The sequence below is a fragment of the Streptomyces murinus genome, assembly GCF_002154555.1.
Taxonomy (GTDB): Bacteria; Actinomycetota; Actinomycetes; order Streptomycetales; family Streptomycetaceae; genus Streptomyces; species Streptomyces murinus.
The window spans coordinates 667-25,335 of the sequence record NZ_MUNF01000363.1; the positions used below are offsets into that span (position 1 = coordinate 667).

Here is a 24,669-nt window from a genome sequence, read left to right on the forward strand (position 1 = left end):
GGCCCGGCACCGGGCGGGCCGAGCCGGATGAGCGAGGCGCTGCTGTGGGCCGGCGCCGCGTGCTGGGGTGCGGCGGCGGGGGCCGTACTGCCCAGGGCCGCCTTCCGGTTCGCCGTACCGGACGACGAACCCTGGCGCGAGCGGTGCGCGGACGGGCACGTGATCCGCGGGTGGCTGGGACGTACGGCGTGTCCCGGCTGCCCGGCCCCCGCCGGTCCGCTCCTTCCCCTTCTCACCGCCCTGGTCTGCGCCGCCCTCGCCGCCGCGACCGGCCCCCGGCCCGAGCTGCTCGCCTGGCTGCCGCTCGCGCCGGTGGGGGTGCTGCTGTGCGCGGTCGACGTCCGGGTACGGCGGCTGCCCGACGTGCTGACCCTGCCGTTCGCCGCCGCCGCGCTCGCGCTGCTGGGGCTCGCCGCGCTGCTGCCCGGGCACGCCGGGCACTGGCCCACCGCGCTGTACGGGGCCCTCGCGCTCGGCGCCGGATACACCGTGCTGCACCTGGTGAACCCGGGCGGGATGGGCCTCGGGGACGCCAAGTCGGCCCTCGGCGCGGGGGCCGTGCTCGGATGGTACGGCTGGCCCACGGTGCTGCTCGGCACGTTCGCCGCGGTCCTGGCCGGGGCCCTGTACGGCGGCGCGCTCGTCGCCGTACGGAAGGCATCGCGGAAGACGGGCGTCGCGTTCGGGCCGTTCCTGCTGGGCGGAACCCTTGCCGGGGTGCTGATCGGCGCGTATACGGCGCTGTCGTAGGCTGGTCCGGTCCGTCCATCCCCTGATGAAAGGGACGCCCCGGTGACCGAGAAGGCCGACCTCCAGTCCGTCCTCGACCGTGCCGCCGCCGGTGGGCGGATCACCCCGGAAGAGGCCGTCGCCCTCTACCGTGACGCCCCGCTGCACGCGCTGGGCGCGGCCGCCGACGCGGTGCGCCGCCGTAAGTACGCCGGTATCGAGCACATCGCGACGTACATCATCGAGCGGAACATCAACTACACGAACGTGTGTGTCACGGCCTGCCGGTTCTGCGCCTTCTACGCGGCACCCAAGGACACGGCCAAGGGCTGGACCCGCGACCTCGACGACATCCTGCGCCGCTGTGCGGAGACCGTCGAGCTGGGCGGCACCCAGATCATGTTCCAGGGCGGCCACCACCCGGACTACGGCGTCGAGTACTACGAGAAGCACTTCAAGGCCATCAAGGACGCCTTCCCCCAGCTGGTGATCCACTCGCTGGGCGCGTCCGAGGTCGAGCACATGGCCCGGATCAGCGGGGTGTCGGTCGAGGAGGCCATCACCCGGATCCACGAGGCCGGTCTCGACTCGTTCGCGGGCGCCGGCGCGGAGCTGCTGCCCGAGCGGCCGCGCAAGGCCATCGCCCCGCTCAAGGAGAGCGGCGAGCGCTGGCTGGAGATCATGGAGACCGCGCACAACCTGGGGGTGGAGTCCACCTCCACCATGCTGATGGGCACCGGCGAGACCAACGCCGAGCGCATCGAACACCTGCGGATGATCCGCGAGGTCCAGGACCGCACGGGCGGCTTCCGCGCGTTCATCCCGTACACGTACCAGCCCGAGAACAACCACCTCAAGGGCCGTACGCAGGCGACGCTCTTCGAGTACCTGCGGATGATCGCCATCGCCCGGCTGTTCCTGGACAACGTCCAGCACATCCAGGGCTCCTGGCTCACCACGGGCAAGGAGGTCGGCCAGCTGTCCCTGCACTACGGCGCGGACGACCTCGGCTCGATCATGCTGGAGGAGAACGTGGTCTCCTCGGCCGGTGCCAAGCACCGCTCCAACCGGCTGGAGATCATCGACCTCATCCGCAAGGCGGGCCGGGTGCCGGCGCAGCGCGCGACGACGTACGAGCACCTGGTCGTGCACGAGGACCCGGCGAACGACCCGGTCGACGACCGCGTGGTCTCGCACATCTCCTCCACGGCGATCGAGGGCGGCACCGCGCATCCCGAGCTGAAGCTGCTCTCCGCCAACTGAGCGCGCCGTGCTGACGATTCACGCCGACTCCAGGGGGCACGCGCTCGTCGTCGAGGGTGAGCGGGTCGTGGGCACGGGAGTGCTGGGGGAACTGGCCGACGGGTATCCGCGGGCGCGGGTGCGGCGGTGGCCGGGGATCCTCACGCCCGGGTTCGTCAACCTCCACGGCCCGGAGCTGCTGGAGGAGGCGTACCACCCGGACCCCCGGGAGGCCGGGGAACTGGGCACCGAGCCGCTCTCCGGCGACGCGCTCGCCCCTCTCGCCCTGGACGACGTCCGGTGGGGCGGGAGCGCGCGGCGCGGGGTGCAGCGGATGCTGGCGCACGGGACGGTGGCGGTGGCGGGCGCGCTGGGCCGTCCGGCGGCGGCGGACGCGGTACGGCGCACCGGGCTCGACGTGCTGCCCCGTACGGGGCGTCCCGGCGGGGTGCCGTCCCTGGACCCCCTCGCATGCGGGATTCCACCGGAGGTACCGGCGCCTCGGGAACGGGGTTCTGTGGCGTCCTTCGCCGTGTTCGACGTCGCGGACGAGGGGGAGCTTGCGGAGCGGGGGGCGTCGACGTGCGTGGCGACGGTCATTCGGGGTCGGCTGCTGTATCGGCGCCGGTGAGGTGGTTCGCCAGGTGACGCCCTAGCTGCGAGCAGCGCCCGAAACTTCCCGACCCGGAGCTGCTCCGCAGGACGCGGCTGCGACAATGGCCGAGTGACCCGCGCATCCCTGGACAAGCAGCCGCACGAAGTCGCCTCGATGTTCGACAACGTGGCGGAACGGTACGACCTGACCAATGACGTGCTGTCCCTGGGACAGGACCGACGCTGGCGCAAGGAAGTCGCGCAGGCCGTCGACGCCCGCCCCGCGCAGAAGGTCCTGGACCTCGCCGCCGGAACCGCCACCTCCTCCCTCCCCTTCGCCCGCACCGGCGCCTACGTCGTGCCCTGCGACTTCTCGCTCGGCATGCTCCAGGTCGGCAAGAAGCGCCACACCTGGCTGCCGTTCACCGCGGGCGACGCGACGAAGCTGCCGTTCAAGGACGACACCTTCGACGCCGTGACCATCTCCTTCGGCCTGCGCAACGTGCAGGACTTCGACGCCGCGCTGCGCGAGATGTACCGCGTCACCAGGCCCGGCGGACGCGTCGTGATCTGCGAGTTCTCGCACCCGACCTGGACGCCCTTCCGGACCGTCTACACCGAGTACCTGATGCGCGCCCTGCCCCCGGTCGCCCGCGCCGTGTCCTCGAACCCGGACGCCTACGTCTACCTCGCCGAGTCCATCCGCGCCTGGCCGAACCAGCCCGGTCTGGCCGAACGGCTGCGCGAGGCCGGCTGGTCCAGGGTCGCCTGGCGCAACCTCACCGGTGGCGTCGTCGCCCTGCACCGCGGCTTCAAGGACTGAGCCGCCGCACAGTCCTCAAACCCTCAAGGCCTCAAACCCTCAAGGCCTCACCGGCCGATCATCTCGAACGCGTCCCCCGGTTCCCCCAGTTCCCGCTGGAGCCCGCCCGTCGGCGGCCGGGGGACGCGTGGTTCGCGCACGCCTCCGCCGCCCTCGCCCTCCGCGAAGTCGCACCACACGTACACCACCGAGTCCGCCGGCACCTCCGCCCCGGGCGGCGGGTACTGGCGTACCACGTAGTCCACGACCGCCCGGTGGAAGTCCGGGCGGTCCGGCGCGGTCAGGAACAGCCCCCGGGCCCGTGCGGTCTCGCGCGCGTCCACGGCCATCAGACCGACCAGCCGCGGCACACGCACATCGGGTGTTTTGGGTGGTATATGCACAGATGTCACCCCCAGCGGTACTGGAAGGGTAACTCCGGCGCCTTCCGGCCGGAAGGCGCCGATGTCATACTGTGACAGATGGCTACGCTGCGTTATCGGTACGGCAGTTGAGCTCCAGCCGGAAGCAGAGCGCGTCCTCGGCCAGCGTCGGATGCGGGTACGTCTCCGCGGCCCGCATGCCCAGGCGCCGGGTCACCGCGATGGACCGCTCATTGCCCGGCCGTACCATCGCCACCACCTCCGGTACGCCCGCCTCCCGTACCCGCCGCAGGGTCTCGCGCGCGGCGGCGGTGACGTACCCCTTGCCCCAGTGCGCCCGCCCGAGCCGCCAGCCGATCTCTATCGCGCCCGCCGGACCCCACTGCGGCAGCCAGGGCTGGGCGCCGGTGAAGCCGAGGACCTCGTCGGACTCGTCCAGGATCGTCCAGAGGCAGAAGCCCCGTTCCGCGTCGTGCCGCCGCTGGCGCGCGGTGAGTTCCTCGTACACGGACAGCGGGGCGGGCTTGCCGCCGTGGAACTCCATCACCTCGGGATCGGCGAACACCCGGTGCCAGGCCAGGGCGTCCTCATGGGTGGGAACGCGCAGCCGCGGTGCGGGAAGAGGTCGGTTCACAGGGCAGCCCTTCAGCCGGGTGATCTATTCCGCTGAATAGACTGCCCATGTCCAGTGCCCGTCGGCACGCAGATTTCGAACTTGGGGAGATCCCGCCGTGACCGAGCCCCTCTCCGACCACTCCGCCGATGTGATCGTCGTCGGCGCGGGCCCAGCCGGCTCCGCGACCGCGTACCACCTGGCCAAGGCCGGTCTCGACGTACTCCTCCTGGAGAAGACGGAGTTCCCGCGCGAGAAGGTGTGCGGTGACGGCCTCACGCCCCGCGCGGTCAAGCAGCTCGTCGCCATGGGCATCGACATCTCCGAGGAGGCCGGCTGGCTGCGCAACAAGGGCCTGCGCATCATCGGCGGCGGCTCCCGCCTCCAGCTGGACTGGCCGGACCTCGCGGCGTACCCGAACTACGGACTCGTGCGCAAGCGCGACGACTTCGACGAGATCCTGGCCCGAAACGCGCAGAAGGCGGGCGCGCGGCTGTACGAGCGCTGCAATGTCTCCGGGCCGATCGTGGACGAGCGAACCGGCCGCATCACCGGGGTGACGGCCAAGGTCGGCGAGGAGAAGCGCGAGGTCGGCTATCGCGCGCCGCTCGTCGTCGCGGCCGACGGCAACTCCACCCGGCTGTCCCTCGCGATGGGCCTGCACCGCCGCGAGGACCGTCCGATGGGCGTCGCGGTGCGCACGTACTTCACCTCGCCCCGCCATGACGACGACTACCTGGAGTCCTGGCTGGAGCTGTGGGACCGGCGCGGCTCGCAGGAGCGGCTGCTGCCCGGCTACGGCTGGATCTTCGGCATGGGCGACGGCACGTCCAACGTCGGCCTCGGCGTCCTCAACACCTCCGCCGCCTTCAAGGAACTGGACTGGCGCGAGATCCTCAAGGCCTGGTGCGCGTCCATGCCCAAGGACTGGGGCTACACCCCCGAGAACATGACCGGGCCGATCCGCGGCGCCGCGCTGCCGATGGCGTTCAACCGGCAGCCGCACTACACCAAGGGCCTGCTGCTGGTCGGCGACGCCGGCGGCCTGGTGAACCCCTTCAACGGCGAGGGCATCGCCTACGCCATGGAGTCCGGCCAGATCGCCGCCGACGTCATCGTCCAGGCGCACGCGCGGGCGACGCCGGCCCAGCGGGAGATCGCCCTCCAGCGCTACCCGCGCGTCCTCAAGGACACCTACGGCGGCTACTACAACCTCGGCCGCGCCTTCGTGAAGCTCATCGGCAACCCCAAGGTCATGCAGATCGCCGCCCAGCGCGGCCTGACCCACCCGGTCCTGATGAAGTTCACCCTCAAACTCCTGGCCAACCTGACCGATCCCACGGGCGGCGACGCGATGGACCGGATCATCAACGGCCTGACGAAGGTGACCCCGAAGGCGTGATCAGGCGCTGAGCGCGGCCTCTTGGGCGGACCGGCGGGCGTAAACCTCCTCCCGCCGGTCTCCCATCTGCCGCAGCGCGTCCTTTTTCTCCCGCTTGGTCAACCGGTCGAGGTAGATGTACCCGTTGGTGTGATCCGTCTCGTGCGCGAGGCACCGGGCGAAGTAGCCCGTGCCCTCGACCTCCAGCGGATTGCCGTTCCGGTCCCGGCCGCGCACCAGCGCCCGGTCCGGCCTGGGCAGCGCCATCATCGCGCCCGGCACCGACAGACAGCCCTCGCCCTCGTCCAGCAGCCGTCGCCCGCGCAGGGGCGATTCCAGCACAGGGTTGACGATGTGTCCGACATGCCGGTTTCCATCGTCATCGGGGCAGTCGTACACGAAAAGGCGCAGATCGACCCCGACCTGATTCGCGGCGAGCCCGGCACCCTCGGCGACGTACATCGTGCGGAACATGTCGTCGATGAGCGCCGCGAGATCGGGTCCGAACTCCGTGACGTCCCGGCACGGCTTGTGCAGCACCGCCTCGCCGACCTCGGTGATCCTGCGCACCGCGCCGCGCCCGGCCTCGGGGGCGTACCGGGGGAACTCGGCGACAGGGGCGCCCTGTACGAACACGCGTGGCATCGCGTCTTCTCCTTCACTCGTGGACGAAACCGCCGTCCGGCGGTCCGGCCCGAGCATGCCAGGGAACGCCACAGGGCCGCTGCCCCCGAGCGGCTGCGGCCCTGCGTGAGGTGCGAAACGCGCCTCAAGTATGCGAAACGGTACGGGATACCTCAGAGCACGCGCACGGCGCCCGTCGGCTGGTCGTACGACAGCGGGTGCTCGGAGACGCCGGAGGACGGGTTCTGCGCGCCGACGAACATGCCGTCGCCCACGTACACCGCGACGTGGTACGCGCTGCCCGCGCTGCCCCAGTACAGGATGTCGCCCGGCTGGAGGTTGCTCAGCGAGACCTGGGTGCCGGCGGTCGACTGGTCCTGCGAGACACGCGGCAGGCTCACGCCGACCTGCTTGAAGGCGGTCTGCACCAGGCCCGAGCAGTCGTAGGCGGAGGGGCCGGTGGCGCCGGAGACGTACGCCTTGCCCAACTGCGCCTTGACGAAGCTGATGACGGCGGCGGCGGAACCGGTGGCCGTGGAGGAGCCGGTGCTGGTGCCGGTGCTCGCGGAGGTGGAACCGGAGGTGTCGTCGGCCGTGAGGGCGATCCGGGTCGTGCTGCGCGAGGCGCGCTCGGCGGCGGCCTTGCGGGCGGTCTCCTCGGCCTTCTTCTTGGCCTCGGCGGCCTTCTGCTTGGCGTCGGCGAGGTCCGCCTTGGCCTGCTTCGCGGCCTTCGCGGCGGCGGCGTCGCGCTCGGCCTGGAGCTGGTAGTTCGCCGCGGCCTGCTGGGTGGCGTCCGCGGACTGGGCGGCCTGCGTGGCCAGGTCGGCCGTCAGGGTGGGCAGTTCGAGGGTCTGCGTCACCGGCTCGGCCGCGTTGGCCGAACCGGCGGCCCCGGCGACTGCCAGGGTGCTGAGGACGCCACCGGCAACTCCGGTCCGCATCGCGAGGGACGACGCGCTGCGGCGGGGCTTCCGGTGGCTGCGTATGTGAGCGGTGTGGGACATGGGAACAACCGGTATCAGGGGCTCCTCCATATCTTCAAGAAACGTGTGCTGCGCCACAGTTGCACGATCGAGACCTCAAACCCCGGGCGTGTCGCCCTTTATTGACGCCGTAACGGACATTGCGGACGCCCGTGATCAAGCCCTTGATCACGGTCTTTGATCATTACGTCCGAATTGCCCCGCGCCTACCACCGGTTGATGTGGTTGGCCAACCCCGGTTCCTGAGAGGCTGCTGTGACTGTGACCGAGGTCACGGAACGTTCGCCGGAGGGCCGGCGTCCCGCGCGTGGGTGGAGTTCGTGAACACATGCACACGCCGACGTGTGTGCGAGATCCACTATCAAGATCGAGTGCTCAGCGCCAATTTGCATGCAGGCGAACTCTCTTGATATTGAGACGCCCGCTTTGGCCTGCGGCGACAGGCGAAATTGTCACTTCTGGTGATCAACTGAACGCTTCGTGTATGAAGATCAGCCATCATCCGACTTCATGATCCTTCGTCAGGTGGTGGAGATCACAAAGCTTGTGGAATACCCCGTGTCGCAGATCACAGATCGGCGGGCATAGGATGCGGAGCAGTTGGGCTTGTGACCTGCTTCACATGTTCTCGATCTTCATCGGCCCAGCGAACCGCCAGCAGTCAGTGCCGACTGAGAGGAGCGAGGAGCGGTGAACGCTTATGCGCCCATCCTCGTACTGGGAGCCCTCGGGGCAGGCTTTGCGATCTTCTCCGTGGTCATGGCCACGCTGATCGGTCCGAAGCGGTACAACCGCGCCAAGCTCGAAGCCTACGAGTGCGGCATCGAGCCGACCCCCACGCCGGCCGGCGGCGGGCGCTTCCCCATCAAGTACTACCTGACGGCGATGCTCTTCATCGTCTTCGACATCGAGATCGTCTTCCTCTACCCCTGGGCCGTCACCTTCGACGCCCTGGGGCTTTTCGGGCTCGTGGAGATGTTGCTCTTCGTGCTCACCGTCTTCGTCGCGTACGCGTACGTATGGCGGCGCGGCGGCCTGGAATGGGACTGAGGGGCCATATAAGACATGGGACTCGAAGAAAAGCTGCCGAGCGGCTTCCTGCTGACCACCGTGGAACAGGCCGCGGGCTGGGTGCGCAAGGCATCCGTCTTCCCGGCCACCTTCGGCCTGGCCTGCTGTGCCATCGAGATGATGACCACCGGCGCCGGCCGCTATGACCTGGCGCGCTTCGGCATGGAGGTGTTCCGCGGTTCACCGCGCCAGGCGGACCTGATGATCGTGGCCGGCCGGGTCAGCCAGAAGATGGCGCCGGTGCTGCGGCAGGTCTACGACCAGATGCCCAATCCCAAGTGGGTGATCTCCATGGGCGTCTGCGCCTCCTCGGGCGGCATGTTCAACAACTACGCGATCGTCCAGGGCGTCGACCACATCGTCCCGGTCGACATCTACCTCCCCGGCTGCCCGCCCCGGCCCGAGATGCTGATGGACGCGATCCTCAAGCTCCACCAGAAGATCCAGTCCACCAAGCTCGGGGTGAACGCCGAGGAGGCGGCCCGCGAGGCGGAGGAGGCGGCGCTCAAGGCCCTGCCCACCATCGAGATGAAGGGGCTGCTGCGGTGAGCGACGCGAACGGCACCCACGGCGACGGGACGAACGGGGTGAACCCCGAGAAGGACCTCTCCGCCTCCAACCTCCCCGGCCAGCGCGGCCAGGGCGGCGAGGAGATCCGCGTCCAGCGCGGCATGTTCGGCGCCAACAACGGCGGCGACACCTCCGGCTACGGGGGCCTGGTCCGCTCGGTCCGGCTGCCCGGACCGGCGAGCCGGCCCTACGGCGGATGGTTCGACGAGGTCGCCGACGAGCTGGAGGGCGCCCTGGAGGAACAGGGCCTGCTGCCGGACAACGCCATCGAGAAGACGATCGTCGACCGCGGCGAACTCACCTTCCACATCGAGCGCGAGCACCTGCCGCGCGTCGCCCGCACCCTGCGCGACGACCCCGCCCTGCGCTTCGAACTGTGCACCGGTGTCAGCGGTGTGCACTACCCGGGCGACAAGGGCCGCGAGCTGCACGCCGTCTACCACCTGCGCTCGATCACCCACAACCGGCTGATCCGCCTGGAGGTCAGCGCCCCGGACGCCGACCCGCACATCCCGTCCCTGGTGCCCGTCTATCCCACCAACGACTGGCACGAGCGCGAGACGTACGACTTCTTCGGGATCGTCTTCGACGGCCACCCGGCCCTGACGCGGATCATGATGCCGGACGACTGGCCGGGCCACCCGCAGCGCAAGGACTACCCGCTCGGCGGCATCCCCGTCGAGTACAAGGGCGCCCAGATCCCGGCTCCGGACCAGCGGAGGTCGTACTCGTGAGCACTGAGTCCGCATCGGCACGCGAAACCACCGAGGGCACCGTCTACACGGTCACCGGTGGCGACTGGGACGAGGTCGTCCAGTCGGCGGCCCGCTCCGACGACGAGCGCATCGTCGTCAACATGGGTCCCCAGCACCCCTCCACCCACGGGGTGCTCCGGCTGATCCTGGAGATCGACGGCGAGACGGTCACCGAGGCCCGCTGCGGCATCGGCTATCTGCACACCGGCATCGAGAAGAACCTCGAATTCCGCACCTGGACGCAGGGCACCACCTTCGTCACGCGCATGGATTACCTGACGTCCTTCTTCAACGAGACCGCCTACTGCCTCGCCGTCGAGAAGCTCCTCGGCGTCGAGGACGACATCACCGACCGCGCCAAGATCATCCGGGTGCTCCTGATGGAGCTGAACCGGATGTCCTCCCACCTGGTGTGCATCGCCACCGGCGGCATGGAACTGGGCGCGACCACGATCATGATCTACGGCTTCCGTGATCGTGAAATGATTCTCGATCTCTATGAACTGATCACCGGCCTGCGGATGAACCACGCGTACATCCGCCCCGGCGGACTCGCCCAGGACCTGCCGCCCGGCGCGGTCGACCAGATCCGCGAGTTCGTCAAGAAGATGCGCCGAAACATCCCGGAGTACGACAAACTCGCCACCGGGAACCCGATCTTCAAGGCCCGTATGCAGGACGTCGGCTATCTCGACCTGGCCGGCTGCATGGCCCTCGGCGCGACCGGCCCGATCCTGCGCGCCACCGGCCTGCCGCACGACCTGCGCAAGACCCAGCCGTACTGCGACTACGAGACGTACGACTTCGAGGTCCCCACCGCCGACAGCTGCGACGCCTACGGCCGCTTCCTGATCCGACTGGAGGAGATGCGCCAGTCGCTCGGGATCATCGAGCAGTGCCTGGACCGGCTGGCGCCCGGCCCGGTCATGGTCGCCGACAAGAAGATCGCCTGGCCCGCCCAGCTGGCCCTCGGCCCGGACGGACTCGGCAACTCCCTCGACCACATCAAGAAGATCATGGGCACCTCCATGGAGGCCCTGATCCACCACTTCAAGCTGGTCACCGAGGGCTTCCGGGTCCCGCCGGGCCAGGCGTACGCGGCCGTCGAGTCCCCCAAGGGCGAACTCGGTGTGCACGCGGTCTCCGACGGCGGCACCCGCCCCTACCGGGTCCACTTCCGCGACCCGTCCTTCACCAATCTTCAGGCCATGGCGGCGATGTGCGAGGGCGGCCAGGTCGCCGACGTGATCGTCGCCGTCGCGTCCATCGACCCCGTGATGGGAGGCGTCGACCGGTGACCACCTCTTCTTCGGAGCACGGCGTCAGCCTGGGCATGCCCGAACCGCCCGCGCCCGCCTACCCGGACGACGTACGGGAACGCCTTGCGGCGGACGCGCGCGAGATCGTGGCGCGCTACCCGGACTCCCGCTCCGCCCTGCTGCCGCTGCTCCACCTCGTGCAGTCCGAGGAGGGCCATGTCACGCGCACCGGAATGCGGTTCTGCGCGGAGACGCTCGGCCTGACCACCGCCGAGGTCACCGCGGTAGCCACCTTCTACACCATGTACCGGCGCCGGCCCTCCGGCGACTACCAGGTCGGGGTGTGCACCAACACCCTGTGCGCGGTGATGGGCGGCGACGCGATCTTCGAGTCCCTCCAGGAACACCTGGGCGTGGGCAACGGGGAGACCACCGACGACGGCAAGGTCACCCTGGAGCACATCGAGTGCAACGCGGCCTGCGACTTCGCGCCGGTCGTGATGGTCAACTGGGAGTTCTTCGACAACCAGACGCCCGGCAGCGCCCGGGACCTGGTGGACGACCTGCGCGCGGGCCGGGAGGTGCGGCCCACCCGCGGCGCGCGGATGTGCACCTTCAAGGAGACCGCCCGCATTCTGGCCGGCTTCCCGGACGAGCGGCCCGGAGCCGTCGAGGAGGGCGGCAGCGCCGGACCCGCCTCGCTGGTCGGCCTGCGCCTGGCCAAGGGCGAGTCCGCACCCCCGCGCGTGGTCCATCCCCGCAGCCAGGAATCCCAGGACGGGCCGTCCTCCCGCCGGGCCGAAGAGGAGGGGGAGTGATGAGCGTGGCAGCCGAACTCAAGGACTCCAGCCCCGAGAAGCTGCTGGCACCCGTGCTGTCGGCCTTCTGGGACGAGGACCGCTCCTGGTCCCTGGACGTCTACCGGCGGCACGAAGGGTACGAGGGGCTGCGCAAGGCGCTCGCCATGTCGCCCGACGACCTGATCGCCTACGTCAAGGAATCCGGGCTGCGCGGCCGCGGCGGCGCGGGCTTCCCGACCGGGATGAAGTGGCAGTTCATCCCGCAGGGCGATGGCAAGCCGCACTATCTCGTCGTCAACGCCGACGAGTCGGAGCCGGGCACCTGCAAGGACATCCCGCTTCTGTACGCGAACCCGCACAGCCTCATCGAGGGCATCGTGATCGCGTGCTACGCCATCCGGTCCTCGCATGCCTTCATCTACCTCCGGGGTGAAGTGGTCCCGGTCCTGCGGCGGTTGCACGAGGCCGTCCGCGAGGCCTACGCGGCCGGCTTCCTCGGCGAGGACATCCTCGGCAGCGGTCTGAACCTCGACCTCACCGTGCACGCCGGGGCCGGCGCGTACATCTGCGGCGAGGAGACCGCGCTGCTCGACTCGCTCGAAGGCCGCCGCGGCCAGCCGCGGCTGCGTCCCCCCTTCCCCGCCGTCGAGGGGCTGTACGCCTGCCCCACTGTGGTGAACAACGTCGAGTCCATCGCCTCGGTTCCCGCGATCCTGAAGAACGGGAAAGAGTGGTTCAGGGCGATGGGCAGCGAGAAGTCCCCGGGCTTCACGCTCTACTCGCTCAGCGGGCATGTCACGAGCCCCGGCCAGTACGAGGCACCGCTCGGCGTCACCCTGCGCCAGCTCCTGGAGATGAGCGGCGGGATGCGCGCGGGCCACCGGCTGAAGTTCTGGACGCCGGGCGGCTCCTCCACCCCGATGTTCACCGCCGAACACCTCGATGTGCCGCTCGACTACGAGGGCGTCGGCGCCGCCGGCTCCATGCTCGGCACCAAGGCCCTGCAGTGCTTCGACGAGACCACCTGCGTGGTCCGCGCGGTCACCCGCTGGACCGAGTTCTACGCCCATGAGTCCTGCGGCAAGTGCACACCCTGCCGCGAAGGGACGTACTGGCTGGTGCAGTTGCTGCGGGACATCGAGGCCGGCAAGGGCGCCAGGTCCGACCTGGACAAGCTCGCGGACATCGCCGACAACATCAACGGCAAGTCCTTCTGCGCCCTCGGCGACGGCGCGGCCTCCCCGATCTTCTCCTCGCTGAAGTACTTCCGCGAGGAGTACGAGCAGCACATCACGGGCCGGGGCTGCCCCTTCGACCCGGCCAAGTCGACGGCCTGGGCGGACCGCCCGGAGGTGAACGCATGACCGTGACCACCAACGCTCCCGCGGGTGGCGGAGAGGCGGCCCTCCCGCCGGAAGACCTCGTCGCGCTGACGATCGACGGCATCGAGATCAGCGTGCCCAAGGGCACCCTGGTCATCCGGGCCGCCGAACAGCTCGGGATCGAGATCCCCCGCTTCTGCGACCACCCGCTGCTGGACCCGGCCGGCGCCTGCCGACAGTGCATCGTGGAGGTGGAGGGCCAGCGCAAGCCGATGGCCTCCTGCACCATCACCTGCACCGACGGCATGGTGGTGCGCACCCAGCTGACCTCCCCGGTCGCCGAGAAGGCCCAGCACGGTGTGATGGAGCTGCTGCTCATCAACCACCCGCTGGACTGCCCGGTCTGCGACAAGGGCGGCGAGTGCCCGCTGCAGAACCAGGCCATGTCGCACGGCAACGCCGAGTCACGCTTCGAGGGCCGCAAGCGCACCTACGAGAAGCCGGTCCCGATCTCCAGCCAGGTGCTGCTGGACCGCGAGCGCTGTGTGCTGTGCGCGCGCTGCACCCGGTTCTCCAACCAGATCGCGGGCGACCCGATGATCGAGCTGATCGAGCGGGGCGCGCTCCAGCAGGTCGGCACCGGCGAGGGCGACCCGTTCGAGTCGTACTTCTCCGGGAACACCATCCAGATCTGCCCGGTGGGAGCGCTCACCTCGGCGGCGTACCGCTTCCGCTCCCGCCCCTTCGACCTGGTCTCCTCGCCCTCGGTGTGCGAGCACTGCGCGGGCGGCTGCGCCACCCGCACCGACCACCGGCGCGGCAAGGTCATGCGGCGGCTCGCGGCCAACGACCCCGAGGTCAACGAGGAGTGGATCTGCGACAAGGGGCGCTTCGGCTTCCGCTACGCCCAGCTCAAGGACCGCCTCGACACCCCGCTGGTGCGCGGCGCCGACGGCGTCCTGGAGCCCGCGTCCTGGCCGGAGGCGCTGGAGGCCGCCGCCCGCGGTCTGACCGCCGCCCGCTCCCGGGCCGCCGTCCTGACCGGCGGCCGGCTGACCGTCGAGGACGCCTACGCGTACAGCAAGTTCGCGCGGGTCGCCCTGGACACCAACGACATCGATTTCCGCGCACGGGTGCACAGCGCCGAGGAGGCGGGCTTCCTCGCCGCCACCGTCGCGGGCCGCGGGCGTGACCTGGCGGGTACGGGGGTCACGTACGGCGCGCTGGAGAAGGCGCCCGCCGTGCTCCTCGTCGGCTTCGAGTCGGAGGAGGAGGCCCCCGGCGTCTTCCTGCGGCTGCGCAAGGCCTGGCGGAAGCACAAGCAGCTGGTGTTCTCGCTGGCCACGCACGCCACCCGGGGCCTTCAGAAGGCGGGCGGCACCCTGCTGCCGGCCGCGCCCGGCACCGAGACCGAGTGGCTGGACGCGCTCGCCAGCGGCGTCGACCTGGAGGCCCCCGGCACCCGGGCCGCCGAGGCGCTGCGCGGCGAGGGCGCCGTCATCGTCGTCGGCGAGCGGCTGGCCTCGGTCACCGGCGGGTTCACCGCCGCCGTACGGGCCGCGACCGCGACCGGCGCCCGGCTGGTGTGGATCCCGCGCCGGGCCGGGGAGCGCGGCGCCCTGGAGGTCGGCGCGCTGCCCGCGCTGCTGCCGGGCGGCCGCCCCGCGACCGACCCGCGCGCCCGCGCCGAGGTGGCCGGCGCCTGGGGACTGTCCGAACTACCGCTGGGCTACGGCCGTGACACCGAGCGGATCGTCGAGGCCGCCGCGGACGGCGGGCTCGCGGCCCTGGTGGTGGCCGGCGTCGAGGTCACCGACCTGCCCGACCCGGCCCGCGCCCGCGAGGCGCTGGACCAGGTCGGCTTCCTGGTCTCGCTGGAGCTGCGGCCCAGCGAGGTCACCGAACGCGCCGATGTCGTCCTGCCGGTCGCCGCGGTCGCCGAGAAGGCGGGCTCCTTCCTCAACTGGGAGGGCAGGGTGCGCTCCTTCGAGGCCGCGCTCAAGCCGGAGCAGATGACCCGCCGGCTGGCCCCGACCGACGCCCGGGTGCTGCACATGCTGGCCGACGCTATGGACGCCCACCTGGGGCTGCCGGACCTGCGCACCATCCGCGCGGAGATCGACCGGCTCGGCTCCTGGGACGGGCCGTACGCCACCGAGCCCCGGGAGGCCGCGGGCGCCGTACCGCGCCCGGCCGCCGGGGAGGCCGTACTGGCGGGCCACCGGCTGCTGCTCGACCAGGGCCTGCTCCAGGAGGGCGACGAGGCGCTGGCCGGCACCCGGCGCGCCGCGCGGGCCCGTCTCTCGGCCGCCACGGCCGCCGAGGCGGGGGTCGCGGAGGGCGAGTTCCTCGCCGTCACCGGACCCGCCGGCACCGTCGAACTCCCGCTCCAGATCGGTGAGATGCCCGACCGGGTGGTCTGGCTCCCGCTGAACTCCGTCGGCGGCGGCGTCGCCTCCGACACCGGGGCACAGCCCGGCAACCTCGTCCGCATCGGCCCGGCGGCCCCCGCCGAGGCGGCCCCCAAGGAGGTGGAGGCATGAGCCCGTACCTCGCCGCTGAAGACCTCTCGATGTTCGGCCGCGACCCCTGGTGGCTGGTCGTCGTCAAGGCGGTCTTCTGCTTCGCCTTCCTGATGGTGACCGTGCTGTTCTCCATCGTCTGGGAACGCAAGGTCGTCGCCTGGATGCAACTGCGCATCGGACCCAACCGGCACGGCCCCTGGGGCATGCTCCAGTCGCTCGCCGACGGTGTGAAACTGATGCTCAAGGAGGACCTGATCGTCCGCCGCGCGGACAAGGTCGTCTACGTCCTCGCACCGATCGTGGCGGCCATCCCGGCCTTCATGGCGATCGCGGTGATCCCGTTCGGCCCCGCCGACCACGAGATCTCCATCTTCGGCACCCGTACCACGATGCAGCTCACCGACCTGCCGATCGCGATGCTCTACATCCTCGCGGTCGCCTCGGTCGGCATCTACGGCATCGTCCTCGCGGGCTGGAGCTCCGGCTCCACGTATCCGCTGCTGGGCGGTCTGCGCTCCTGCGCGCAGATGATCTCCTACGAGATCGCCATGGGCGCCGCGTTCGCCTCGGTGTTCCTCTACTCGGGCTCCATGTCGACGTCGACGATCGTGGCCCAGCAGCACGACCGCTGGTACATCCTGCTGCTGCCGGTCTCCTTCCTCCTCTACATCGTCACCATGGTCGGCGAGACCAACCGCGCCCCCTTCGACATGCCGGAGTCCGAGGGCGACCTGGTGGGCGGTTTCAACACCGAGTACTCGTCCATCAAGTTCGCGATGTTCATGCTCGCCGAGTACGTGAACATGGTGACGGTCTCCGCCGTCTCCACCACCCTCTTCCTCGGCGGCTGGCGGGCCCCCTGGCCGATCAGCACCTTCTGGGCGGGCGCCAACCACGGCTGGTGGCCGATGCTCTGGTTCGTCATCAAGGTGCAGCTGCTGCTGTTCTTCTTCATCTGGCTGCGCGGCACCCTGCCCCGGGTCCGCTACGACCAGCTGATGAAGCTCGGCTGGAAGGTCCTGATCCCGGTCTCGGTGACCTGGCTGATGCTCGTCGCGTCCGTACGGGCGCTGCGCAACGAGCACTACGGCTTCGCCGACATCGCCCTCTATGTGGGCGGCGGGGTGCTCGCCCTGCTGCTGATCTCCTTCGTCGTCGACATCTTCCGCGAGAAGGCGCAGGCGGTCGAGCAGGCGGCCGCGGACCAGGCCGGGTTCGACCCGATGGCGGGCGGATTCCCGGTGCCGCCGCTGCCCGGACAGGAGCTGCCGCCGGTGCCCAGGCGCCGCTCGGGGCGGGAGCGGGAGCTGATTGTCAGTGGCGGGCCCGACACTGTGAGTGACGGATCGTCAGAGGGATCTTCGGATGGAAAGGAGGCGTCCGATGGCTGAGGAACCCAAGGAGACCAAGCCCGGTTTCCAGAACCCCGTGGCCGGCTTCGGCGTGACCTTCAAGGCCATGTTCAAGAAGCGGCTCACCGAGCAGTACCCGGAGCAGAAGAAGACCACCGCTCCCCGTTTCCACGGACGGCACCAGCTCAACCGCCATCCGGACGGCCTGGAGAAGTGCGTCGGCTGCGAGCTGTGCGCCTGGGCCTGCCCCGCCGACGCCATCTATGTGGAGGGCGCCGACAACACCGACGAGGAACGCTACTCGCCGGGCGAGCGCTACGGCCGCGTCTACCAGATCAACTACGCCCGCTGCATCCTGTGCGGGCTGTGCATCGAGGCGTGCCCCACCCGCGCGCTGACGATGACCAATGAGTTCGAACTGGCCGACTCCAGCCGCGCGAACCTCATCTACACCAAGGAGCAGCTGCTGGCCGGCCTCGACGAGGGCATGGTCGAGGCGCCGCACTCCATCTTCCCGGGCACCACCGAGGAGGACTACTACCGGGGACTGGTCACCCAGGCCGCGCCCGGCACGGTCCGCCAGGCCGCGGTCTCCAAGGGCGAGGAGGCCGAGGGCGCCGAGGGCTCCGGGGCCTCCGACGCGGACACGGCAGCGGACCAGGAGGTGGACGCATGAGCGCGCAGCTCGCCGCCTATACGACCTCCACCGGTGAGGCCTTCCAGTTCTGGGTGCTCGGCACCGTCGCGGTGATCGGCGCCCTGTGCACCGTCTTCATGAAGAAGGCCGTGCACAGCGCGCTCAGCCTCGCCGGGACCATGATCATCCTGGCGGTGTTCTACCTCGCCAACGGCGCCTACTTCCTGGGCGTCGTACAGATCGTCGTCTACACCGGCGCGATCATGATGCTGTTCCTGTTCGTGGTGATGCTCGTCGGCGTCACCGCCGCGGACTCGCTGAAGGAGACCATCAAAGGCCAGCGCTGGCTGGCCCTGCTGTGCGGGGTCGGCTTCGGCGTGCTGCTGCTCGCCGGGATCGCCAACGCCTCCCTGAAGGACTTCGCGGGCACCGGCCAGGCGAACGCCAACGGCAATGTGGAGGGCCTCGCCGCCCTCATCTTCACCAAGTACGTCTTCGCCTTCGAGATCACCGGCGCCCTGCTGATCACGGCCGCCGTCGGCGCCATGGTGCTCACCCACCGGGAGCGCACCGAGCGCGCCAAGACCCAGCGCGAGCTGGCCGAACAGCGCGTCCGCGAGGGCAAGCACCTGCCGCCGCTGCCCGCCCCGGGTGTCTACGCCCGGCACAACGCGGTGGACATCGCGGGCCTGCTCCCCGACGGCACCCCCTCCGAGCTGACCGTCAGCAAGACCCTGCGCGAACGCGGCCAGATCCGGGACGTGTCCACGGAGGCCATCAACGATCTGCGGGCGCTGGAACAGCGTTCCACGGAGCGCCTGGAGCGGACACCGATCGAACCGGAGACGTTCAAGCGGCCCGAGGAGGCGTCGAAGTGAACCCGGTCAACTATCTGTATCTCGCGGGCCTGTTGTTCACGATCGGCGCCACCGGCGTACTGATCCGGCGCAACGCCATCGTGGTCTTCATGTGCATCGAGCTGATGCTGAACGCCTGCAATCTCGCGTTCGTCACCTTCTCCCGGCTGCACGGCAACCTCGACGGCCAGGTCATCGCCTTCTTCACGATGGTCGTCGCCGCCGCGGAGGTCGTGGTGGGCCTCGCGATCATCGTGTCGCTGTTCCGTACCCGCCACTCGGCCTCGGTCGACGACGCCAGCCTGATGAAGCTGTAAGGGGTCGGGAGAATCGTGGAGAAACTGATCGCGCTGCTCATCGCGGCGCCCCTGCTCGGAGCAGCCGCCCTCCTGGTCGGCGGCCGGCGCCTGGACCGCGTCGGCCACTGGATCGGCACCCTGCTGTCGACCGCGTCCTTCGTCATCGGCCTGCTCCTCTTCGCCGACCTGCTCGGCAAGAACGCCGAACACCGCACGCTGATCCAGCACTTGTGGACCTGGATCCCGGTCGAGAGCTTCCAGGCGGACGTCACCTTCCGCCTCGACCAGCTGTCGATGACCTTCGTCCTGCTGATCACCGGCGTCGGCTCGCTGATCCATCTGTACTCGGTCGGGTACATGGAGCACGACGAACGGCGCCGCCGCTTCTTCGGTTATCTGAACCTGTTCCTCGCGGCCATGCTGCTGCTCGTCCTCGCCGACAACTACCTGCTGCTGTACGTCGGCTGGGAGGGCGTCGGTCTCGCCTCGTACCTGCTGATCGGCTTCTGGCAGCACAAGCCCAGCGCCGCCACGGCCGCCAAGAAGGCGTTCCTGGTCAACCGCGTCGGCGACATGGGCCTGTCGATCGCGATCATGCTGATGTTCACCACCTTCGGCAGCTTCGCCTTCGGCCCGGTCTTCGGCCATGTCGACGGCGCCTCCCAGGGCAAGCTCACCGCGATCGGCCTGATGCTGCTGCTGGCCGCGTGCGGCAAGTCCGCCCAGGTGCCGCTCCAGTCCTGGCTCGGTGACGCGATGGAGGGCCCGACCCCGGTCTCGGCCCTGATCCACGCGGCGACCATGGTGACCGCGGGCGTCTATCTGATCGTCCGCTCGGCGGCCGTCTTCAACGCGGCGCCGGACGCCCAGCTCGTCGTCACCGTGGTGGGCACGGTCACGCTGCTCTTCGGTGCGATCGTCGGTTGCGCCAAGGACGACATCAAGAAGGCGCTGGCCGGCTCCACCATGTCGCAGATCGGCTACATGGTGCTCGCCGCGGGCCTCGGCCCCATCGGCTACGTCTTCGCGATCATGCACCTGGTGACCCACGGCTTCTTCAAGGCCGGGCTGTTCCTCGGCGCGGGCTCCGTGATGCACGGCATGAACGACGAGGTCGACATGCGCAAGTTCGGTGGCCTGCGGAAGTACATGCCGGTCACCTTCATCACCTTCGGCCTCGGCTACCTCGCCATCATCGGCTTCCCGGGCCTGTCCGGCTTCTTCTCCAAGGACAAGATCATCGAGGCGGCCTTCGCCAAGGGCGGCACCGAGGGCTGGATCCTCGGCGGCGCGGCCCTGGTGGGCGCGGCCATCACCGCCTTCTACATGACGCGCGTGATGCTGATGACGTTCTTCGGCGAGAAGCGCTGGCAGCCCGACGCCGAGGGTCATGAACCGCATCCGCACGAGTCCCCGAAGACCATGACGATCCCGATGATCGTGCTGGCCGTCGGCTCGGTCCTCGGCGGTGCCTTCTTCAGCATCGGCGACCGCTTCCTCAAGTGGCTGGAGCCGGTCACCGGCCACAGCGAGGGCCACTCCCCGGTCAGCGCCGGGGAGGTCACGATCGCCACGATGGTGTGCCTGGTCATCGGCGTGGGCATCGCCTGGGCGCAGTACGGCCGCAAGCCCGTCCCGGCCGTCGCCCCGCGCGGCTCGCTGCTCACCCGGGCGGCCCGCCGCGATCTGCTCCAGGACGACTTCAACCATGTGGTCCTGGTGCGCGGCGGCGAACACCTCACGCGCTCCCTGGTCTACCTCGACCACAGCCTGGTCGACGGGGTCGTCAACGGCACGGCGGCCGGCTTCGGCGGTCTGTCCGGACGGCTGCGCCGGCTCCAGAACGGCTTCGCCCGCTCCTACGCGGTCTCGATGTTCGGCGGCGCGGCACTCCTGGTCGCCGCGACCCTGCTGATGAGGGCGGTCTGATACCGATGTCCTTTCCCCTGCTGACAGCGACGGCGGCGCTCCCCGCCCTGGGAGCCGTCGCCACGGCCGCCGTACCGGCCGCGCGGCGCACCGCCGCCAAGTGGCTGGCCCTGCTCGTCTCGCTCGGCACGCTCGCGCTGGCGATCACCGTCCTGGTCCGCTTCGACCCGGGCGGCGCCCGCTACCAGCTCACCGAATCCCATTCCTGGATCCGCGACTTCGGGGTCCGCTACGAGCTGGGCGTGGACGGCATCGGGGTGGCGCTGATCGCGCTGACCGCCGTACTGATCCCGTTCATCATCCTGGCGGGCTGGCACGACGCCGACCCGCTGGAGACCGGCAGCCGCCGCTGGCGCCCCACCCAGGGCTTCTTCGCGCTGATCCTGGCGGTCGAGGCGATGGTCCTCATCTCCTTCGAGGCCACCGACGTCTTCCTCTTCTACATCTTCTTCGAAGCCATGCTGATCCCGATGTACTTCCTCATCGGCGGCTTCGGGGACCGCGCCCACGCCCAGGGCGAGGAGGCGGCCGCCACCCAGCGTTCGTACGCGGCGGTGAAGTTCCTCCTCTACAACCTGGTCGGCGGTCTGATCATGCTGGCCGCGGTGATCGGCCTCTATGTGGTCGCCGGGAACTTCTCCCTCCAGCAGATCGCCGAGGCGCGGGCGAGCGGCTCGCTGCACATGGCGACGAGCACCGAACGCTGGCTGTTCCTCGGTTTCTTCTTCGCCTTCGCGGTGAAGGCGCCGCTGTGGCCGCTGCACACCTGGCTGCCCAACGCCATGCAGGAGTCCACCGCCCCGGTCGCCGTCCTCATCACGGCGGTGGTCGACAAGGTGGGCACCTTCGCGATGCTCCGCTTCTGCCTCGGGCTGTTCCCGGAGGCCAGCAGGTGGGCCACGCCGGTGATCCTCGTCCTGGCGCTGATCAGCATCGTCTACGGCGCGCTGCTCGCGGTCGGCCAGCGGGACATCAAGCGCCTGGTGGCGTACGCGTCGATCTCCCACTTCGGCTTCATCATCATGGGCATCTTCGCGATGACCAGCCAGGGCCAGTCCGGCGCCACCCTCTACATGGTCAACCACGGCATCTCCACGGCCGCGTTGATGCTGGTCGCCGGGTTCCTGATCTCCCGGCGCGGCTCGCGGCTCATCGCTGACTACGGCGGGGTGCAGAAGGTCGCCCCGGTGCTCGCCGGCACCTTCCTGATCGGCGGCCTGGCCACCCTGTCGCTGCCCGGCCTCGCGCCGTTCGTGAGCGAATTCCTCGTCCTGGTCGGCACGTTCACGCGCTATCCGGTGATCGGGATCATCGCCACCCTCGGCATCGTGCTCGCCGCGCTCTACACCCTGGTGCTCTACCAGCGCACCATGACCGGTCCGGTGAAGCCCGAGGTCTCCACGATGCCCGATCTGCGGGTGCGTGAGGTCCTGGTCGTGGCCCCGCTGATCGTGCTGCTGATCTTCCTGGGCGTCTATCCGAAGCCCGTGACGAACATCGTCAACCCGGCGGTCAAGCACACCATGTCCGACGTCCAGAAGAAGGACCCCAAGCCCGAGGTGGAGGCGGCCAAGTGAGCACCCCAGCCGTCCACAGCCTGTGGACAACCGCTGCCGACCGCATCCCCCAGATCGGCGCGCCGAAGATCGAATACGGGCAATTGTCGCCCACGCTGATCCTCCTCGGCGCCGCGCTGGTCGGGGTGCTGGTCGAGGCGTTCGTGCCGCGCAGGTCCCGCTACTACGCACAGGTGTTCGTGTCGGTCGTCGCCCTGTGCGCCGCGTTCGCCGCGGTCGTCGGGCTCGCCGCCGACGGATACGGCACCACGAAGGCGCATGTCGCCGCCATGGGCGCCATCGCGGTCGACGGCCCCTCGCTGTTCCTCCAGGGCGTCATCGTGCTGGCCGGTCTGGTGGGCCTGTTCACCTTCGCCGAGCGCCGGCTCGACCCGGAGGCGCATGGCAACCGGGTGGACTCCTTCGCCGCGCAGGCCGCCGCCGTGCCGGGCAGCGACACCGAGAAGGCCGCGGTCAAGGCCGGGTTCACCACCACCGAGGTCTTCCCGCTGCTGCTCTTCGCGGTCTCCGGCATGCTGGTCTTCACCTCGGCGAACGACCTGCTGACGCTCTTCGTGGCGCTGGAGGTCTTCTCCCTGCCGCTGTACCTGCTGTGCGCGCTGGCCCGCCGCAAGCGGCTGATGTCGCAGGAGGCCGCGGTCAAGTACTTCCTGCTGGGCGCGTTCGCCTCCGCGTTCACCCTGTTCGGCATCGCGCTGCTGTACGGCTACGCGGGCTCGGTGTCGTACGCGCGCATCGCCCAGGTCGTGGACGGCTCGGTCACCGATGTGAACCCGGCGCTGGCCGACACCATGGGCAATGACGCGCTGCTGCTCATCGGCGCGGCCCTGCTGGTGATGGGCCTGCTGTTCAAGGTGGGTGCGGTGCCGTTCCACATGTGGACGCCCGATGTCTACCAGGGCGCGCCCACCCCAGTGACCGGCTTCATGGCGGCGGCGACCAAGGTGGCCGCGTTCGGCGCGCTGCTGCGGCTGCTGTACGTGGTGCTGCCGGGGATGCGCTGGGACTGGCGGCCGGTGATGTGGGCGGTGGCGATCATCACCATGCTGGGCGGCGCGATCGTGGCGATCACCCAGACCGACATCAAGCGGCTGCTGGCGTACTCGTCCATCGCGCACGCCGGATTCATCCTCGCGGGTGTCATCGCGACCTCGAAGAACGGCGTGTCGTCGGTTCTGTTCTATCTGGCCGGCTACTCGTTCGTGACGATCGGCGCCTTCGCGGTGGTCACGCTGGTGCGGGACGCGGGCGGCGAGGCGACCCATCTGTCCAAGTGGGCCGGGCTCGGCCGGCGTTCCCCGCTGGTGGCGGCGGTCTTCGCGGTGTTCCTGCTGGCCTTCGCCGGTATCCCGCTGACCTCCGGCTTCGCGGGGAAGTTCGCCGTGTTCAAGGCGGCGGCGGCCGGAGGCGCGGCCCCGCTGGTCGTCATCGGTGTGATCTCCTCGGCGATCGCGGCGTTCTTCTACATCCGGGTGATCGTGCTGATGTTCTTCAGTGAGCCCAAGCCGGAGGGGCCGACGGTGGCCGTGCCGTCGCCGCTCACGATGCTGGCGATCGGGCTCGGCGTGGCGGTCACGCTGGTGCTGGGGGTGGCACCGCAGTACTTCCTGAACCTGGCGAACCAGGCGAGCGTGTTCGTGCGCTGAGCGCGCTCACCGCACCGTGCGCGAGGAGGGCCCCGGTTCCGTCTTTTCGGAACCGGGGCCTTCGCGCTGCCGTGGCGTGCCGCGCCGTGGCGCGCGGGGTGCCGTACGGCTCAGCCCGGGGCGCCCGGATAGGGGCACTTCACGTCGGGGTTCCACTCGTAGAACAGGCCGCTGGGGTTGTTCTTGTAGAGCCAGGCGTGCAGCGAGTAGTGGGTCGGGATGGTCGAGTTGTGGTGCGCCGTGATCGGGCCCTCGAACTTCCGGCCGAACATCGTGGGCCGCGCGGTGCTCTTGCCGGCCTTCACGATCCACTCCACCCCGGTGAGCCTGCGGCCGCCCTTGCCGTCGTCCTCGTAGAGCAGGGCGGCGGGCTTGGCCGGGTCGAGGGAGCCGTAGTACTCGGGGTTGATGTAGTGGTACCCCATGGCGCCCATGCCGTCGTTCATGTCCATGGTGCAGGGGTTGGGCCGGTATCCGGCGGCCACGGCGAGCGGGACGGACCGGTACTTCGCGGTGGCCGACACCGTCGTCGCGAGCTGCTTCCAGGTGGAGGGGTCGACCGGCCCCCGGTCGGCCCGGGCGGGGGAGGTCGCGAGGCCGAGGGCGACGGTGGAGGCGACGAGGGCGAGGGCGGGTCTGGTCAGGTGAGCGGACATCGTGCGGGGCTCCTTGCTCCTGGGGGAGGAGACGGGGTCGCACCGAGAAGGATGGTCCGGGGC

24 protein-coding genes are annotated in these 24,669 nt (G+C 69.9%); 19 read left to right on the forward strand and 5 right to left on the reverse strand.

Features of this window, described 5'->3' with window-relative positions; translation table 11 throughout:
* Positions 1–27 precede the first annotated feature (27 nt).
* From CCN72_RS21840 to CCN72_RS21855, 4 genes are all read left to right on the forward strand, one after another.
* A complete protein-coding gene (locus CCN72_RS21840) occupies positions 28–750 on the forward strand; it encodes a prepilin peptidase (protein WP_161220566.1) in 723 nt (240 codons plus the stop codon).
* A 42-nt stretch (positions 751–792) separates the two neighbouring features.
* A complete protein-coding gene (mqnC, locus tag CCN72_RS21845; RefSeq protein WP_037658612.1) occupies positions 793–1,992 on the forward strand; it encodes a cyclic dehypoxanthinyl futalosine synthase in 1,200 nt (399 codons plus the stop codon).
* Between the two features lie 7 nt (positions 1,993–1,999).
* Positions 2,000–2,602 (forward strand): hypothetical protein, encoded by a 603-nt coding sequence (locus tag CCN72_RS21850; protein ID WP_086808984.1) that lies wholly within the window; start codon positions 2,000–2,002, stop codon positions 2,600–2,602.
* 93 nt (positions 2,603–2,695) lie between these two features.
* Positions 2,696–3,388: a demethylmenaquinone methyltransferase gene (locus CCN72_RS21855; RefSeq protein WP_037658609.1), complete on the forward strand. Its 693-nt coding sequence runs from the start codon at positions 2,696–2,698 to the stop codon at positions 3,386–3,388.
* Between the two features lie 47 nt (positions 3,389–3,435).
* Here CCN72_RS21855 and CCN72_RS21860 read toward each other — a convergent pair whose 3' ends face one another.
* Positions 3,436–3,744, reverse strand: a complete 309-nt coding sequence (locus tag CCN72_RS21860) for a PASTA domain-containing protein (RefSeq protein ID WP_086808985.1) — start codon at positions 3,742–3,744, stop codon at positions 3,436–3,438.
* A gap of 109 nt (positions 3,745–3,853) precedes the next feature.
* The gene (locus CCN72_RS21865; protein ID WP_086808986.1) at positions 3,854–4,384 is read right to left on the reverse strand and encodes a GNAT family N-acetyltransferase; all 531 of its coding nucleotides are present in this window, start codon (positions 4,382–4,384) and stop codon (positions 3,854–3,856) included.
* 97 nt (positions 4,385–4,481) lie between these two features.
* Here CCN72_RS21865 and CCN72_RS21870 point away from each other — a divergent pair, with 97 nt between their 5' ends.
* Positions 4,482–5,765 carry a geranylgeranyl reductase family protein gene (locus CCN72_RS21870; protein WP_085566052.1) on the forward strand — a complete coding sequence of 428 codons (1,284 nt, stop codon included), beginning with the start codon at positions 4,482–4,484 and terminating at the stop codon, positions 5,763–5,765.
* Here CCN72_RS21870 and def read toward each other — a convergent pair whose 3' ends face one another.
* Together def and CCN72_RS21880 are read right to left on the reverse strand one after the other, a co-directional pair.
* Positions 5,766–6,389 carry a peptide deformylase gene (gene def / locus CCN72_RS21875; protein WP_086808987.1) on the reverse strand — a complete coding sequence of 208 codons (624 nt, stop codon included), beginning with the start codon at positions 6,387–6,389 and terminating at the stop codon, positions 5,766–5,768.
* Positions 6,390–6,541: 152 nt separating this feature from the next.
* Positions 6,542–7,372 (reverse strand): C40 family peptidase, encoded by an 831-nt coding sequence (locus tag CCN72_RS21880; RefSeq protein ID WP_085566054.1) that lies wholly within the window; start codon positions 7,370–7,372, stop codon positions 6,542–6,544.
* Between the two features lie 669 nt (positions 7,373–8,041).
* Here CCN72_RS21880 and CCN72_RS21885 point away from each other — a divergent pair.
* From CCN72_RS21885 to nuoN, 14 genes are read left to right on the forward strand one after another with little or no spacing between them, the layout of a single operon-like run.
* Positions 8,042–8,401, forward strand: coding sequence for an NADH-quinone oxidoreductase subunit A (locus CCN72_RS21885; protein WP_030494815.1), 360 nt, complete (start codon positions 8,042–8,044; stop codon positions 8,399–8,401).
* 15 nt (positions 8,402–8,416) lie between these two features.
* Positions 8,417–8,971: a NuoB/complex I 20 kDa subunit family protein gene (locus tag CCN72_RS21890; protein ID WP_009190037.1), complete on the forward strand. Its 555-nt coding sequence runs from the start codon at positions 8,417–8,419 to the stop codon at positions 8,969–8,971.
* Entirely contained in the window at positions 8,968–9,726 is a 759-nt protein-coding gene (locus CCN72_RS21895; RefSeq protein ID WP_086808988.1) for an NADH-quinone oxidoreductase subunit C, read from the forward strand. Before CCN72_RS21890 ends, CCN72_RS21895 begins: the two co-directional genes overlap by 4 nt.
* The gene (locus CCN72_RS21900) at positions 9,723–11,045 is read left to right on the forward strand and encodes an NADH-quinone oxidoreductase subunit D (protein ID WP_085566056.1); all 1,323 of its coding nucleotides are present in this window, start codon (positions 9,723–9,725) and stop codon (positions 11,043–11,045) included. Before CCN72_RS21895 ends, CCN72_RS21900 begins: the two co-directional genes overlap by 4 nt.
* Positions 11,042–11,824, forward strand: coding sequence for an NADH-quinone oxidoreductase subunit NuoE (nuoE, locus tag CCN72_RS21905; protein ID WP_161219983.1), 783 nt, complete (start codon positions 11,042–11,044; stop codon positions 11,822–11,824). Before CCN72_RS21900 ends, nuoE begins: the two co-directional genes overlap by 4 nt.
* On the forward strand, positions 11,821–13,170 hold the full coding sequence (gene nuoF, locus CCN72_RS21910; protein WP_208638061.1) for an NADH-quinone oxidoreductase subunit NuoF: 1,350 nt from the start codon (positions 11,821–11,823) through the stop codon (positions 13,168–13,170). Before nuoE ends, nuoF begins: the two co-directional genes overlap by 4 nt.
* Positions 13,167–15,671 (forward strand): NADH-quinone oxidoreductase subunit G, encoded by a 2,505-nt coding sequence (locus tag CCN72_RS21915; RefSeq protein ID WP_086808990.1) that lies wholly within the window; start codon positions 13,167–13,169, stop codon positions 15,669–15,671. The genes nuoF and CCN72_RS21915 overlap by 4 nt, the downstream gene beginning before the upstream one ends.
* Positions 15,668–17,044, forward strand: coding sequence for an NADH-quinone oxidoreductase subunit NuoH (gene nuoH, locus CCN72_RS21920; protein WP_085566059.1), 1,377 nt, complete (start codon positions 15,668–15,670; stop codon positions 17,042–17,044). Before CCN72_RS21915 ends, nuoH begins: the two co-directional genes overlap by 4 nt.
* Positions 17,037–17,681, forward strand: coding sequence for an NADH-quinone oxidoreductase subunit NuoI (gene nuoI / locus CCN72_RS21925; protein WP_086808991.1), 645 nt, complete (start codon positions 17,037–17,039; stop codon positions 17,679–17,681). The genes nuoH and nuoI overlap by 8 nt, the downstream gene beginning before the upstream one ends.
* Complete coding sequence (locus CCN72_RS21930; RefSeq protein WP_086808992.1) at positions 17,678–18,520, forward strand: NADH-quinone oxidoreductase subunit J; 843 nt, start codon at positions 17,678–17,680, stop codon at positions 18,518–18,520. Before nuoI ends, CCN72_RS21930 begins: the two co-directional genes overlap by 4 nt.
* Entirely contained in the window at positions 18,517–18,816 is a 300-nt protein-coding gene (gene nuoK, locus CCN72_RS21935; RefSeq protein ID WP_037658575.1) for an NADH-quinone oxidoreductase subunit NuoK, read from the forward strand. Before CCN72_RS21930 ends, nuoK begins: the two co-directional genes overlap by 4 nt.
* 15 nt (positions 18,817–18,831) lie before the next feature.
* Positions 18,832–20,727, forward strand: coding sequence for an NADH-quinone oxidoreductase subunit L (gene nuoL, locus CCN72_RS21940; protein ID WP_086808993.1), 1,896 nt, complete (start codon positions 18,832–18,834; stop codon positions 20,725–20,727).
* 5 nt (positions 20,728–20,732) lie between these two features.
* Positions 20,733–22,304, forward strand: a complete 1,572-nt coding sequence (locus CCN72_RS21945) for an NADH-quinone oxidoreductase subunit M (RefSeq protein WP_086808994.1) — start codon at positions 20,733–20,735, stop codon at positions 22,302–22,304.
* Positions 22,301–23,950: an NADH-quinone oxidoreductase subunit NuoN gene (gene nuoN, locus CCN72_RS21950; protein ID WP_085566064.1), complete on the forward strand. Its 1,650-nt coding sequence runs from the start codon at positions 22,301–22,303 to the stop codon at positions 23,948–23,950. Before CCN72_RS21945 ends, nuoN begins: the two co-directional genes overlap by 4 nt.
* Positions 23,951–24,060: 110 nt before the next feature.
* On the opposite strand, the gene CCN72_RS21955 is transcribed toward nuoN, so the two are convergent.
* Positions 24,061–24,606, reverse strand: coding sequence for a hypothetical protein (locus CCN72_RS21955; RefSeq protein ID WP_086808995.1), 546 nt, complete (start codon positions 24,604–24,606; stop codon positions 24,061–24,063).
* Between the last annotated feature and the right edge of the window lie 63 nt (positions 24,607–24,669).